At 56.8% G+C, this 13,466-nt stretch carries 16 protein-coding genes; 8 read left to right on the forward strand and 8 right to left on the reverse strand.

The annotated features are described in order from the left end of the window. The first annotated feature begins 4 nt into the window (after nt 1-4). From FPY71_RS08895 to FPY71_RS08920, 6 genes are all read left to right on the forward strand, one after another. Nucleotides 5-1,189 carry a beta-barrel domain-containing protein gene (locus FPY71_RS08895; protein ID WP_149299727.1) on the forward strand — a complete coding sequence of 395 codons (1,185 nt, stop codon included), beginning with the start codon at nt 5-7 and terminating at the stop codon, nt 1,187-1,189. Between the two features lie 75 nt (nt 1,190-1,264). After that, nucleotides 1,265-1,981 (forward strand): GntR family transcriptional regulator, encoded by a 717-nt coding sequence (locus tag FPY71_RS08900; RefSeq protein WP_149299729.1) that lies wholly within the window; start codon nt 1,265-1,267, stop codon nt 1,979-1,981. Nucleotides 1,982-2,132: 151 nt separating this feature from the next. Beyond that, nucleotides 2,133-2,630 (forward strand): Csu type fimbrial protein, encoded by a 498-nt coding sequence (locus tag FPY71_RS08905; protein ID WP_149299731.1) that lies wholly within the window; start codon nt 2,133-2,135, stop codon nt 2,628-2,630. A gap of 119 nt (nt 2,631-2,749) precedes the next feature. Next, the gene (locus FPY71_RS08910; RefSeq protein ID WP_149299733.1) at nt 2,750-3,178 is read left to right on the forward strand and encodes a fimbrial biogenesis chaperone; all 429 of its coding nucleotides are present in this window, start codon (nt 2,750-2,752) and stop codon (nt 3,176-3,178) included. 11 nt (nt 3,179-3,189) lie between these two features. Beyond that, on the forward strand, nt 3,190-5,580 hold the full coding sequence (locus FPY71_RS08915) for a fimbria/pilus outer membrane usher protein (protein WP_149299735.1): 2,391 nt from the start codon (nt 3,190-3,192) through the stop codon (nt 5,578-5,580). After that, a complete protein-coding gene (locus tag FPY71_RS08920) occupies nt 5,581-6,489 on the forward strand; it encodes a Csu type fimbrial protein (RefSeq protein WP_149299737.1) in 909 nt (302 codons plus the stop codon). A 32-nt stretch (nt 6,490-6,521) separates the two neighbouring features. Here the strand turns inward: FPY71_RS08920 and FPY71_RS18475 are convergent, their stop codons facing one another. The 6 genes from FPY71_RS18475 to coxB form a co-directional block, all read right to left on the reverse strand. Then, on the reverse strand, nt 6,522-6,680 hold the full coding sequence (locus FPY71_RS18475; RefSeq protein WP_188052278.1) for a hypothetical protein: 159 nt from the start codon (nt 6,678-6,680) through the stop codon (nt 6,522-6,524). Nucleotides 6,681-6,699: 19 nt separating this feature from the next. After that, nucleotides 6,700-7,026, reverse strand: coding sequence for a DUF427 domain-containing protein (locus tag FPY71_RS08925; protein ID WP_149299739.1), 327 nt, complete (start codon nt 7,024-7,026; stop codon nt 6,700-6,702). Nucleotides 7,027-7,125: 99 nt separating this feature from the next. Further along, the gene (locus tag FPY71_RS08930; RefSeq protein WP_149299741.1) at nt 7,126-7,623 is read right to left on the reverse strand and encodes a DUF6790 family protein; all 498 of its coding nucleotides are present in this window, start codon (nt 7,621-7,623) and stop codon (nt 7,126-7,128) included. 89 nt (nt 7,624-7,712) lie between these two features. Next, nucleotides 7,713-8,063: a hypothetical protein gene (locus FPY71_RS08935; RefSeq protein ID WP_149299743.1), complete on the reverse strand. Its 351-nt coding sequence runs from the start codon at nt 8,061-8,063 to the stop codon at nt 7,713-7,715. After that, on the reverse strand, nt 8,060-10,561 hold the full coding sequence (gene ctaD, locus FPY71_RS08940) for a cytochrome c oxidase subunit I (protein ID WP_149299745.1): 2,502 nt from the start codon (nt 10,559-10,561) through the stop codon (nt 8,060-8,062). The genes FPY71_RS08935 and ctaD overlap by 4 nt, the downstream gene beginning before the upstream one ends. Further along, nucleotides 10,558-11,202, reverse strand: coding sequence for a cytochrome c oxidase subunit II (coxB, locus tag FPY71_RS08945; protein ID WP_149299747.1), 645 nt, complete (start codon nt 11,200-11,202; stop codon nt 10,558-10,560). Before coxB ends, ctaD begins: the two co-directional genes overlap by 4 nt. Nucleotides 11,203-11,310: 108 nt before the next feature. On the opposite strand from coxB, the gene FPY71_RS08950 reads away from it, so the two are divergent. Further along, nucleotides 11,311-11,811 carry a DUF2231 domain-containing protein gene (locus tag FPY71_RS08950; protein WP_246160253.1) on the forward strand — a complete coding sequence of 167 codons (501 nt, stop codon included), beginning with the start codon at nt 11,311-11,313 and terminating at the stop codon, nt 11,809-11,811. Here FPY71_RS08950 and FPY71_RS08955 read toward each other — a convergent pair. Together FPY71_RS08955 and FPY71_RS08960 are read right to left on the reverse strand one after the other, a co-directional pair. Continuing rightward, entirely contained in the window at nt 11,789-12,262 is a 474-nt protein-coding gene (locus tag FPY71_RS08955) for a CopD family protein (RefSeq protein ID WP_149300552.1), read from the reverse strand. The two genes, FPY71_RS08950 and FPY71_RS08955, sit on opposite strands and share 23 nt — an antisense overlap. Further along, complete coding sequence (locus FPY71_RS08960; protein WP_210246266.1) at nt 12,259-12,993, reverse strand: cytochrome c oxidase assembly protein; 735 nt, start codon at nt 12,991-12,993, stop codon at nt 12,259-12,261. Before FPY71_RS08960 ends, FPY71_RS08955 begins: the two co-directional genes overlap by 4 nt. Nucleotides 12,994-13,137: 144 nt before the next feature. On the opposite strand from FPY71_RS08960, the gene FPY71_RS08965 reads away from it, so the two are divergent. Continuing rightward, entirely contained in the window at nt 13,138-13,464 is a 327-nt protein-coding gene (locus tag FPY71_RS08965; RefSeq protein WP_149299751.1) for a YnfA family protein, read from the forward strand. Nucleotides 13,465-13,466 lie beyond the last annotated feature (2 nt).

Consider the following 13,466-nt stretch of genomic DNA (forward strand, 5'->3'; position numbering starts at 1 on the left):
CCCGATGACCGCGTGGAACCATCAGACTGACCTTCTGGATGACGCCGACGACGTCACGTTTTCGCGCTCTCGCCGGATAGTGACGCTTGTCGCGGTTTTCTTCTGCATCGCTGCCGCCTGGGCGTATTTCGCCACCCTGGACGAGGTGGCATCCGGCACCGGCCGGGTTGTCCCAACAACGCGCGAGCAGGTCATTCAATCGCTGGAGGGCGGCATCCTGTCGTCTCTTCACGTACGTCAGGATGACGTCGTGGAAGCGGGTCAGTTGCTCGCACAGCTTGATCCGAAGCAATCGCGATCCAACGTCGAGGAAAGTGCCGCACGCTACCGCGCCGCCATGGCCAGCGCAGCCCGCCTGTCGGCTGAAGTCAACCGAACGGAGCTGTCCTTTCCCAGTGAGTTGGATGCCTTTCCGCACCTTATGCGTGCCGAGAGAGAGCTGTTTGAGGCAAGAAGAAGCAGTTTGAATGACGCGCTTCGATGGGTGCGAGAATCGACTGAGCTTGTCCAAAGCGAGCTGTCGATCAACGAAGACCTTTCCACGATAGGCGCAGCCAGCACGGTCGAGGTGCTGCGGCTCAGGCGACAGCTTGTGGAGCTTGAACTTCAACAGGTTGAACTGCGCTCCGAGTACATCGTGCGCTCGCGCGAGGAACTCTCCAAGGCCAACGCGGAAGTGTCGGCGCTCCGACCCGTTGTTGAAGGGCGAAACGATACATTGTCGCGCCTGACCCACCGCTCGCCGGTACGCGGAATTGTGAAAAACATCGAGGTATCAACCGTTGGCGGTGTGGTGCCGCCAAATGGCGTCCTGATGGAGATTGTTCCGCTGGATGATCAACTGTTGATTGAAGCGCGTGTCTCGCCACGCGATATTGCGTTCATCCACCCGGGACAGGCGGCGAACGTCAAGATTACAGCCTATGATTACGCTATATTTGGTGGGCTGGAAGGCTATGTCAGCTCTATCTCTCCCGACACTATTCGTGACGAAATTGATCCGAACATCTTTTACTATCGCGTTTTTGTGAGAACCGCGTCAGACGCTCTCGTTAACACTGAAGGTCAAAGCTTTGCTATAGTTCCCGGAATGATTGCAACTGCTGATATTAGGACTGGAACAAAATCCGTACTTCGATATTTATTGAAACCATTGAACAGAGCAAGCGAAGCGCTCCGTGAACGGTAGCGTACATAGTAGAGGTAACATCTACGCTGACCCTGTTCATTTTCTAGTTAGAGAATAGAAACGGGAGGTGTTGGCATGGGTAGACCTTACAGACCTGGAAGCTTATCGCATATTCCGCCATACCAGATATTAGCAGAGGAATTCTATCGGCGCATTGTCAATGGCCGCTGGCCGCGCGGGCGTATACTGAAAAGCGATGCTCTTGTTGCTGAAGAATTTGGCGTCAGCGTGCCGACCGTGCGTCGCGCATTCGATGTTCTGGAGCAATTGAACCTGATTGTTCGCCTGAAAGGCCATCGCAAAATGGTGGGTGCCGATCCCGACAAACGCGCATCGGCTCTGATGAGCTTCGTGGACCATAATGGCGACCCCGTGGGCGGCAAGGTGGACATCATCTCAATTGAAAAAATCAGCGCAGAACGTGCTGGCTATGCCGCGCGCCGTTTGGGCCATGTGCAGGAGCTGTTGTGCATCATTCGCTCCAGAACATATGGCAACCGCATTTTCGCGGTCGAAACCGCATTTGTTGTTGCCCAGGAACAGATACCCAGTTTGCAGGATCTGCGCCTGTCCGCGGCCCATGGCGTCGTTGCAGGGCAGATTGCCGTCAGCAAGGAAGAGTATGCGTGCGTGAGTGAGCCAACACAGATATCTGCCTCGCTTCTGGAGCTTGATGCGCAGGAGTCTGTTCTGGAGGTGCGGCGCACATTGCTGGGCTTTGACGAGGTGCCACTGGAGGTGGATGTCACGCAATGCGTTCTGGGCCAGGAATTAAGATACCGGACGGCCTGAAAGGTATTTTTCAATATTATAAATGAATGCTCTTTTTAGCCGGCTTTGTTTTGAATGACTTTACGGCAACACCGCATCTACTTCTTTCGGCTTATGATCCATCATCGTCCGGCTGGCAACCCCGGCTGACGCATTTGGAACGGAGTGCCGCATGAACTTGCGTCGAAACACAGTATTTTTTGGTGCGATGGTGTTTTCCGCCATCGCCAGTCAGGCATCAGCTCAAACGAGCACAGCAACCTTGAATGTCACGCTGACAATCGAAGGTGAATGCACCATTGGTGGAGGAACTCTGGCTTTTCCAACTTCGGGTGTGCTGACGGCCAATGTTGACGCCGACACCACGATATCGGTCCAGTGCACTTCAGGCACACCCTATACAATCGAGCTTAATGGCGGCACAGGTGCCGGCGGAACGCCCACGACACGGTTGTTGACCAGTGGAGCGGGTGGCGTCGTGACCTATTCCCTGTTTACGGATGCGGCGCGGACCACCGTGTGGGGCACAACAGCCGAAGGCACGCCACTGGCTGGCACAGGCACCGGTGGCATAGACACAGTGCCAGTTTACGGACGGGTTCCACCTCAGGCCACCGCACCCGCGGCTGGTGTCTACACAGACGTGGTAACAGCCACAATCATCTACTGATCATTTTCCAGACCATGGAACTGCAGGTTCAGCACTCCGCCTGAACTTCCAGTCCCGGAGGTGCAAATCCGCCGCGCTCCACTGATCCTGCTTCACCTCACCATGCCGGGAGGCACGAAATGTTCATTCGACCGATCACTGTGCTGTCAGCCGTTTTATGTATTGCTTTGCCAACGCTGGCTGACGCCAGCTCAATCCGCGTCTCACCTACCAGGGTGGAGCTAAGCGGCGGTGATGCATCTACCGTGCGGGTTCGCAACGAGGATCGCCACCCCGTCAGCGTCCAGGTTCGCGTTTTTCGGTCCATTCCACGCGGCACCGGCTTTCAACTGGAGCCAACACGGGATGTTGTGGCCAGCCCGCCTATAACCACCCTCAGCCCCGGAGCTGAAAACCTTGTGCGGATAGTGCGTGTTTCCCGGGGGCCAGTGGATACCCGGCAGACCTATCGCGTTCTGGTAGATGAAGTGCCCGACAGACGGCGCATGCAACCAGGAACGGTGGCAGTTGTCGTCCGGCACTCTATCCCCGTCGTTTTCTCTGACTGAACCCTTGTAAAATGGCCCGTTCCGGTTATCGGCTCGCGGCATTGCGGTTGACCGCCTTGCTCTGGGTGATGCTCCTGTCGAGTGTGGCTCAGGCTCGAGATTTGTATCTTGAAGTCTTCATCAATGGTGTGTCCACAGAGTACATCGCGGCGTTTCGCGAGACGCCGGACGGACGGCTGGCTGGCGATGCTCTGCAGTTGGACAATGTTGGAATCTCCACCCGGTCGCTGGCGACGGACGCCGACGGCATGGTCAACCTGCAACATCTCCAGGGCGTCAGCTTCCGTTATGACGAGGCCACACAGTCCATCCACTTTGAAGCTGTCGAAAACGCCCGCTCCGAGCGAAAAGTGAGTGCCGTCAGCGCCGCAGTTCAAAGGCCGCAGCCCGATGCGGCGTTGACGGGAGCGCTGGTGAATTACTCGCTTCTTGCCGGTGCAGGCGGCGGCGATGCAACCGACATTTTTACGTTTGAAGGACTTTCCGGTCAGTTTGAACCCAGAATTTTCGGACGCTTCGGGGTGATATCCGGCAGTTTTGTCGCGCAGACCGATGACGAGGGATTTTACGGATCACGGCGGTTGGATACAACCTGGTCCTATTCCGACGTGGATGTCATGCGCAGCTACACTGCCGGTGACCTGATCACCGGCGGTCTTTCCTGGACACGCCCGGTAAGATTGGGCGGTGTCCAGATATCGCGCGATTTCGGCTTGCGGCCGGATCTGGTGACGTTTCCCATTCCGGCAATATCCGGCAGCGCTGCCGTTCCATCCTCGGTTGAAGTCTATATTGACAATGCGCGCCGATATTCGGGCGATGTGCCAGCCGGGCCCTTTCGAATAACGGACTTGCCGGTTGTTACGGGCAGCGGGACCGCCCGTCTGGTTGTGCGCGACGCACAAGGCCAAGAGGTCGTCTCCGATTCAGCGTTTTTTGCTACCGGCAGCCTGCTGGCGCCCGGTCTGTTTGACTATTCGGTTGAGGCAGGGTTTGCCCGGCTTTTCTATGGGGTCAACTCGTTCGACTATGATGATCGTCTGATGGGGTCAGCAACATTTCGCTACGGGTGGAATGACTGGCTGACTGTTGAAGGCCATGTTGAAGGCGGCGAAGACCTGCTGAACGGCGGCGCAGGTGTGGTGTTTGGCTTGGGCCCCTTTGGTGTTGCCAGCCTGGCAGCCGCGGGCAGCACAAGCTCTGCGGGGCAAGGTATGCTGGCAGCCGCTTCGCTGGAGTTTGATATTTTTGAAGCCCGGATTTCCGGTCGGATGCAGCGCAGTTTTGGCGAGTATGACGATATAGCATCCGTCACGGCCGCACCTTTTACGGATGTTTTTGACGACATATGGCTGTTGGGACTTGGTCGCCCTGCGCGCGCAATTGACCAGTTGGCGGTCTCTCTGCCCCTTCCCTTCGACGACAGCTTCATCAACTTCAATTACACACGCCTGGAAACAGCGCTTGGTGACGAAACGGCCCTGTTGGGAGCCACCTATTCGCGTTCAATTCTGAAACACACCAATATCTTCGCCTCTGGCTTTACGTCGCTGAATGATGACGCGTTTGGCGCATTTGTCGGCTTGACTGTTCCCATCGGACAAAAGGTCAGTGTGACCGCCAGCGCATCGGCCGCGGAAGATGGAACATATGGAACTATTGACGCAATTCGACCGGAAGGCTGGGAAACCGGCGACTATGGCTGGCGGATCCGCGCCGGTCAGGGCAGTCGCACAATCCGTGATCTGGCTGGCAGCTATCGAGGCGAATATGCGCGAGTTGCAGCAACAGTTTCACAATTTGACGATCGTTATGACGCCACCATCAATGCGACGGGTTCAATCGTGGCGGCTGGCGGTGGTGTGTTTGCCACCAACTGGGTGGATGATGCATTCGCCATTGTCGACATCGGTGCGCCGGGCGTCGTCGTGTCTCACGAAAACCGACCGGTAGGAACAACAGGGCCCGGCGGACGAATGATTGTGCCGCGCCTTCGCTCCTATGAAGTGAATGCGGTTTCCATCGACCCATCGGCGCTGCCGGTGGATGCAATGGTCGAAGCGACAAACCTGCGGGTAACGCCGCCAGATCGTTCCGGCGTACTGGTGGATTTCGGGGTTGAGGCCGCACCGATGGCCGCTTTGGTCGAGTTTGTCCATGGCACGGAAAATCCATCGGAGCCGATCCCTGTCGGCACCGTTGTTTCGGTAGCAGGTGTCACCGAAGATGCTCTGGTTGGGTATGACGGGCAGGCATATGTCACAGGACTGTCGGCGCGCAATGACGCGACCCTGCAACTGCCCGATGGCCGCCGTTGCCGGGCACAGTTTTTCTACGCGCCATCACCGGGTGAGCAGGTTGTCATAGACCAGGTTGTTTGTGCATTTCTGGAGGAATTTTAGATGAGATTCTGGCTGTCTCTCGGCGCTTTGCTTCTGATCGCCACCCCGGCCGCGGCTCAATGCACCATGAGCGTTTCCAACATTGATTTCGGTTCGATTGACCCGCTGCGAACCACGACAGCCGTGGCGGTGGGACAGGTTGGAGTGAACTGCGGCCTGCTGGGGGTTTTCTGCCCCAGCATCAGCTACGGATCCGGCGGCGTCGGGTCTTCACCACGGCGCAGGCTGCTCGGGCCGGGCGGTGCCTTTCTGGAATTTGATGTGTTTCGCGATGCAGGCTACTCCGTGCCATTTGGCGCACGGGACACCCCGGCACTGGGGCAGCCACAGCTCGTAGCAAACCTGATCAATTACTCCGCGCCGGTCTACGCCAGGCTCTACCGCGGAGCGACTATTCCACCACCGGGCCTCTATGTAGCAAGTTTCACCGGCAACAATGCCTATGTGGACTATGGTCTCACAGCGCTGCTTGGCTGTGGAACCCTGACTGCACGGTCAACAACCAGTTTCAACGTGTCAGCGCGGGTGGAATCGCAGTGCAGCGTCACGGCCGCCCCGTTGAACTTTGGCACCACCGGCGTCATTCGAACCGCAATCGATGCAGCCACCAATCTGTCTGTCCAATGCACTCCCGGCACCACTTATCGAATAACCCTGGATGGCGGCAGAACAGCCGCCACCAACCCTGCGCAGCGAAGGATGCAGGCACCTAATGGCCGGCAGGTTGTCTATGGACTGTATCGCAACGCAGCCAGAACTCAGCCATGGGGGGAAACAGCGGCAGATCTGTTAACGGGCTCTGGCGACGGCACCATTCAGAGCGTTCCGATTTTTGGAAGAGTTCCGCCTCAGGTCACTCCCCCGCCATCTGTCTACACTGACACAGTGCTCGTCACCATTACCTACTGATGGCTCCACGCGCCAATGCGCACGTTTACCCATTACCCGAAGGAACCGAGCGCCCAGAAAGGCCCGCCGAACACGACAAGATAGGCAGCCAGAAGCATCAAAAACCTGCCTGTGCCAACAATCACGTCAACGTCGAAAATCAAGCCGAGCGAATGGGGATGGATTTCGCCAGCGCGATCGCGCTGATCCATCACACTCTCCAATTAAATTCTACCCTGCGATGATGTGCAACTTGTCGGGGTCAAACCCGACATAGTCCACAAGGCGCAGAGTGGCTCCGCAACCATCAGCTACAAGCCATGCTGCCCTTTCCACGCCGCCGCCTGAGGCAGTGACGGAATAGTATTGAAAGTCTTCCACCGCGTCGGTGCGCGCCATCTGCTCGAAATAGACATCTGCCGAAGGAAGGTAATAAATCGGCGTTTCCCGCTGCCCATGCACAAGCAACGCGTGCTCGCTGCTGGCGATGACGGCATCATGATGCTTGACCACGACCGGCCGGTGCTCCACCTCAATCCGCAACTGGTCTCTGTCCATAATTGTCTCCTCTCTGATCAAGAAGAGAACGCAGGACCGCCGTGCCGGTTGTGCGTTGGATTGTCACGGCAGGTCAGGGACGAAAACCTTATTGCAGGTTTACCGGCTCAGGTTTTCTTTTCTATGGCGCCACACGATCCAGAGCAGGGCTGGAAGCAAGATGACATGCAGCAGCGTTATCACCTGCAGCAAGCCAAAATTGTCGGGTGAAAAATCCCCCGCCGCAGCCTGCCTGACATGGCCGATCAGCACACCGGCATATGACAGGGTCATCATGACAACCACGGCACTTTTGAAAGAGAGCGACCGCCAGAACGATATGATGGCCGTGATGCCAAGTGCCAGATCAGAGATGCCGATTTCAAATTCGTAAGGGCTGGGCTGCCAGCCGATTTGAGCTGAAGCAATTTCGGGAAAAAATACGTGGAAAAAACCACCCCAGCTGGCTTCAACACCCACAGACAACAAAAGCAGCCAGGCCAGATACCGCTCTGGCGCATAGGCAGGGGTTCTGGTCAGGGCGGCAATTGCCAGCGCCGCAATGAGCATGACCAGAGGAATGTTTTCAAAGAAGAGCCTTATGCTGTCGCCAATCATAACCATTCCTTAGCAAGCAAATTGAGACAGAAACATTAGACAGATTGATTCAGCAATTCACAAGCGCAGGCTGCTTTATTTCGATGAGGTCAGCACTGTGTCAAAACCGGAATTCCGGCAAATACAAATGCAGTGGCCGGAACTGCGACAAGCCCTGCCCCGAATGAAACCCACCACAGAAAGTCTGTTGCAGACGAGCGGCCCGCATTGTGCCGCATGCGCCGGTAAAGCCAGACCGCCAGCAGCCCGGCTAGGGCGATGTTGACAAGAGCGACCAACAGCAAAAGCAGGCGCTGAAAAGACATTGGACCAATAGAAATGTTTTGCCACCCGAACTCGCAACCGGTGGAAAGCAGGCCATAGACTGCCACAAAGCCAACAGACCACAGGGTAAAACCCGCGGCCATGAGCAGCAGAAGGCGGGGCGAGTTTAATCTCATATTCGCACCGCCAGTCGCGCCACAACGCAAATCAGAATGACGGCAACTGTATAATCATGCCACAGGCTGCCTATTCGCAGATCCAGACTGCGAACAGCAGACAGCATGCCCTGATGGTTGCGCCAGAATGCGTAAATGCCAAGCAAGGCTCCAACCGCCACATGCAACACCGCATAGCACAGCAACACAAATGTTGTTGCAGCCTGTGCATGCAGTGTCACATCACCCAGGCCAGACATGGCAAAACCAAGCGCAACCAATGCCACCAGATGTGCAAAAATCACTCCAGCAATTTGTATCCCTGGGTTGGCTCCACGCGCGAGTTGGTGGATTGCCCAACGTCCCGATGCTGCTGCCGCGGCCGATGACACCAAAGCCACAATCAGCAATGGAAGAAAGGCCGCAACGGTCTGCTCGGGTGGCCACGCCGGCGCAACGACCCACAAGAAAACCGTTGCAAACAACAGCGAGGCAAACAAAGTTGCATCGGCAACCAGCGTGAATGCCATCGCCCACCAACTTGGCGGCCTGGCGGTTTGCCAGTGAGGAGGTGCGGTCTCTCCAAGTCCGATATCCAGATCTGGCATATCCGTTTGACTGCCCGTTGTTCTGGACCAGCAGAAAAACAGCACAACAACGATGGCCAGCGGCACGGCTGCCAATAGATACAGCTTGGCCAGCAGACAGATAACGATAGCCGCGGTGGCAAGACCGCTGAACAGTGGCAGGTAAGTTGGCCGGGGAAGCACAACGACTTCTGTGGGTTTGCCAGTGACCATGTCGACCGCCAAAGTCTCCATCCATCCATTGCGCGTGAAGCCGAGATAACCTTTGCCAGCCGCAAGTTGCGGGCCCAGACGTCCCGGGTCGGCTCTGTCGGCGCGGTCTGTAACCAGTGGCAAGGATGCAAAACCATAGGAAGGCGGCGGAGTGGGCGTTGCCCATTCCAATGTGCGGGCTTGCCAGAAATTGCGGCGTGCCCGCTTGCCGAAGCGAAACTGCACAATGATATCCACGACAAACAGCGCAAAGCCCAGCGCCATGATGAACCCGCCAATGGACGAAATAAGGTTGAGCCAGTCCCACCCTGCTGACTGCGGATAGGTTGGAATGCGCCGTGGCATGCCCAGAAGCCCGGTCAGATGCATGATGAAAAACGTCAGGTTGAACCCGCCGAAAATCATCCAGAATGCCGGAACGGCAAGGCGGTGTTCTGCCGCGCGCCCGGTGATGTGCGGCAGCCAGTAATAGGCCCCCGCCAGCATGGGAAAAATGAATCCGCCCACCAGCACATAATGCAGATGCGCAACCACAAATTGCGTGTCATGTGCCTGAAAATTAAACGGCACCATAGCCAGCATGACGCCGGTCAGCCCGCCGAAAATGAAGACAACGAAGAAACCGCCAAGATACAGCATGGGCACGTCAAATCGCGGCTTGCCCGCCCCGATCGTTGCGATCCACGCAAAAATCTGCACGGCCGTGGGAATTGCCACCAGCCCGCTGGCAGCGGAAAAGAACGACAGCGCCAGATGTGGAATTCCCACTGTGAACATGTGGTGCACCCACAGGCCAAAAGACAGGAATGCGACGGCGATAACCGCGACAATGATAATCCGGTAACCCACAAGCTCGTGTTGCACAAACGTGGGTATCATCATTGAAATGGCCCCCGCCGCAGGCAGAAAGATGATGTAGACCTCCGGATGCCCGAACAGCCAGAAAAGATGCTGCCACAGCAAGGCATCGCCACCGCGTTCCGGGTCAAAAAACGGCAGACCGAACGCGCGCTCCACCTCCAGCAGAATGGACCCCAGGATCAGCGGCGGAAAACCCAGCAGCATCATGAAGGCCGTTATCAGAAGGTACCAGGCCATGATCGGCATGCGGTCTATGGACATTCCGGGTGCGCGCAGCTTCAGAATGCTGACAATAATTTCCACTGCGGCAGACAGGGCGGAAATTTCGACAAAGGTAATGCCAATGAGCCAGATATCGGCATTGATACCCGGCGCATAGGGTTGCGAGTTCAATGGCGTGTACATGAACCAGCCGCCATTGGGTGCCACACCCGCCAGCATGGCGATGACAAGAATGCTGCCACCCAGAAGATAGCACCAGTAGCCATAGGCAGTCAGGCGCGGGAACGCCATGTCGCGCGCACCCAGCATTTTTGGCAACAGATAGATCGCAAATCCCTCAAACATGGGAATTGCAAACAAAAACATCATGATGGTGCCGTGCATGGTGAAGATCTGATTATAGACCTCCGGCTCCAGAAACCCGCTATGCGATGTAGCCAGTTGCGCACGGATGAGCATGGCAAGCACGCCGCCAATGGCGAAAAACACAAAGGCCGTTACGATAAACCGCTTGCCCAGAACGGTGTGGTTCACCGCTGAAAAATGGCCCCAGCCAGGCGCTGTGTCCCAGATGCGTTGCAACTGCTTGTGCAGACGAACAGAAGAGATTGGACCTTGGGGGTGTTCTGCGGTCATTGCGCGCCCCCTGCTGTCAGTTGCATCAGTTGCGCCTCGAATTCTTCCGCGGGATGCGCAATGACGGTGAAGCGCATCGCCTCATGACCCACACCACAAAATTCCGCACACACGCCGCCATAGGTGCCCGCTTTGTCGGCGCGCAACAGCACAGAATTCTCATGGCCGGGGATAGCGTCAATCTTGCCGCCCAGTCGTGGCACCCAGAAACTGTGAATCACATCATCACTGGTGACGGAGAACTCCACATCCCGCCCGACCGGCATGTGCAGAACATCAATCGTTGTTGCATCTGGCATGTCAGGGTAGTGGAATGTCCAGACCCACTGGCTTGACCGGGCCTCGATGCGCAAAGGCGGTTCGCTGCCCTGCCCGGCCATCAGACGCTCACCGGTCAGGAAGGCAAAGAACACCAGCGCGGTCAGCACAATACTAGGCAGAACCACGCCCGCCCACGCAATCAACCGGGTTTGATGGCCGCGCGCCATGCCGGGTGAACGCCACGCGAGAACAAGCACTGCCGTGGTTGCAAGAAAAATGACGGCGCTGCCCGCGAGCATGACCCACCACAAGGTGGCGATTGCGCTCGCTCCAGGCCCGGCAGGGTCCAGCGTGGACAAATTGCCGGAGCAACCCGCCATCAGAAACGCTGCTGAACCAACGGCAGCGGCCCGCAGCGATTTTTTGCAGACATTGCCATGGAACCGGCGGGCATTAATTCTGCTTCTGTTACAAACAGGAGCGCGGTGGTGGAAGAAGTCAAAAATACTGAAAATCCTGTTATTCAGGCGGTGGCGGAAAAAGACATCAGTTCCGCTGTTGCCGTTGCCGGACACCCTCTTCACGCCATGAGCGTGCACTTTCCAATTGCTTTTGTCATCGCCACCTTGGGTTGCGACGTTTTTCTGTGGTGGAGCGGCGACAGCTTCTGGGAGCGCGCCGGACTTTGGGCTTCGGGTATCGCATTTGCTGGCGGCGTAGCTGCGGGTCTCATTGGAAGTGCTGAATTGCTGCTTGTTCCCGGTATCCGCGCACGCGTTGCAAGCTGGACCCATGCCGTTGCCGCAATGACGCTGATTTCCATCTGTGGGATGAATTGGGGTCTGCGCCTGACAGAAGCAGCCCCTGTCCTGCCAAACGGCCTGCTGCTCTCTGGTCTTGCAACCGTGTTCACCGGTCTGGCCGGCTGGCATGGCGGAAAGCTGGTGTTTGATCATGGGGTGGGCCTCATGATCTCGGAAAAGGAATAAGCTGCCCAAGCCCGCCGGGCCGAAACAGATCCTTTGACAGAAAGTCCGGCAGCTCCGGCTTTGCCAGTACCAGAAACAAAACAGCGCAAACGACCAGAAGCGTGAACACGGTAACAGCTATAAACCGCCAGACCGGGTAGACCTGACCTTCGTTGAACAGCCGGATGATCACCAGTCCGGTTAAAATGTGCAGCGTTGCCAGAATGCCGACAAACAACAGTTTGTAGCCGAACCATGGCTGGAATGTCTGGCGCATGAAAATCAACGCGGTGCCGCTGGCAATTGCTGCAAACGCAGAAGGCGACATGAGGCCAACGTAAATAAACCGGACCAGTGCCTGAAGCCGATGCAAGGCGTCCTTCTCTGCATTAACTCGCTGGACGTAGAGTCCAGGCAGACAGACCAGTCCAGCACACCAGATGGAAATTGCCGCAATATGCACAAACTTCATCCAGACCACGGCTGCTCTTTCTCTTCCGGAAGGCCAAGCAGCGGCCACAAACGATAGACCGCCGCCAAAAGGTAAGGCAACGCAGCAGGCACCCACATTGTCAAACCGGCCAGCTGCTGGTCCTGCAGCGGCGTCAGACCAAATGAGAATGTTGTTGCGAAATGCTGGGAATAGAGCGGCGTGCCAGCAAATGTCAGCAACGCGCCCAGCATGCCCATTTGCACAATGGTTGCCAGCATGGCCAGCGCGACTGCGCCGGGATTTTCAAGAGGACTAAACACGCGGCGCCACAACCACACAGCGCTGACCAGAAGGCTTCCCTGCATCGTCCAGTACCACAAGGGTTGTGTGACTGCGTAAGCGTAAACCCCGGGTGCGTGCCAGAACCAGAAAATGCCGGCATGTATTGCCGCGATCCAGCCTATTCCGACAGCCCAGCGCTTTTCTCCGGATGGAAAAGCAAGCGCGAGCAATGGTGCGACGGCTGCCACCAGCAAAATGTGATGCACCACGCGCGCGGAAAACAGGGCGGCTGTCAGGGCGCAAAGAGGAGACATGAACAAAACAACGATGAGAGCCGTCGCGCTCACCACAAACCGGCGCTGACCCAGACCATAAAAATAGTTGGCGCCCAGTATGGTGCCGGCAAGCGCCAGCGCCACCCAATCCATATTCCACGCAAGCATCAAATCCTGAGGCGTTGGCGCTGGTCCGCAATAAATTCTGTCCACCGCCAGCCCCCTGCTTTTGGAATCGCACTTAATTCCTAATGCAGAGCCTGCTGAGTGGTTCCCGACTTGCGTAAGCTTGACCAAGCTGTGACCAGAAGCGCAAAACACATTTCTCTGCTGCTCTGCAATCTGAACGAGGTTCCTATGCCCACTCCGGCCCTGTACATAGCCGCAGCCATTGCTGAAATTGCTGGCTGTTTTGCATTCTGGGCATGGTGGCGGCTGGAAAAATCAATGCTGTGGCTTGCCCCGGGCATGCTGTGTCTGGCCGCTTTTGCATTTTTGCTGGCTATGGTTGAAACCGAAGCCGCAGGCAGGGCCTATGCCGCTTATGGCGGAATTTATGTTGTGGCGTCGCTGGTCTGGTTGTGGAGTGTGGAAGGACTGCGCCCTGACCGCTGGGACACGATTGGTGCCGCACTCTGCATTGCGGGGGCAGCAACCATTCTCTATGGCCCCCGCTCTGCATAACA

The organism is Aureimonas fodinaquatilis, from assembly GCF_008369445.1.
In the GTDB taxonomy this organism is placed as follows: domain Bacteria; phylum Pseudomonadota; class Alphaproteobacteria; order Rhizobiales; family Rhizobiaceae; genus Aureimonas; species Aureimonas fodinaquatilis.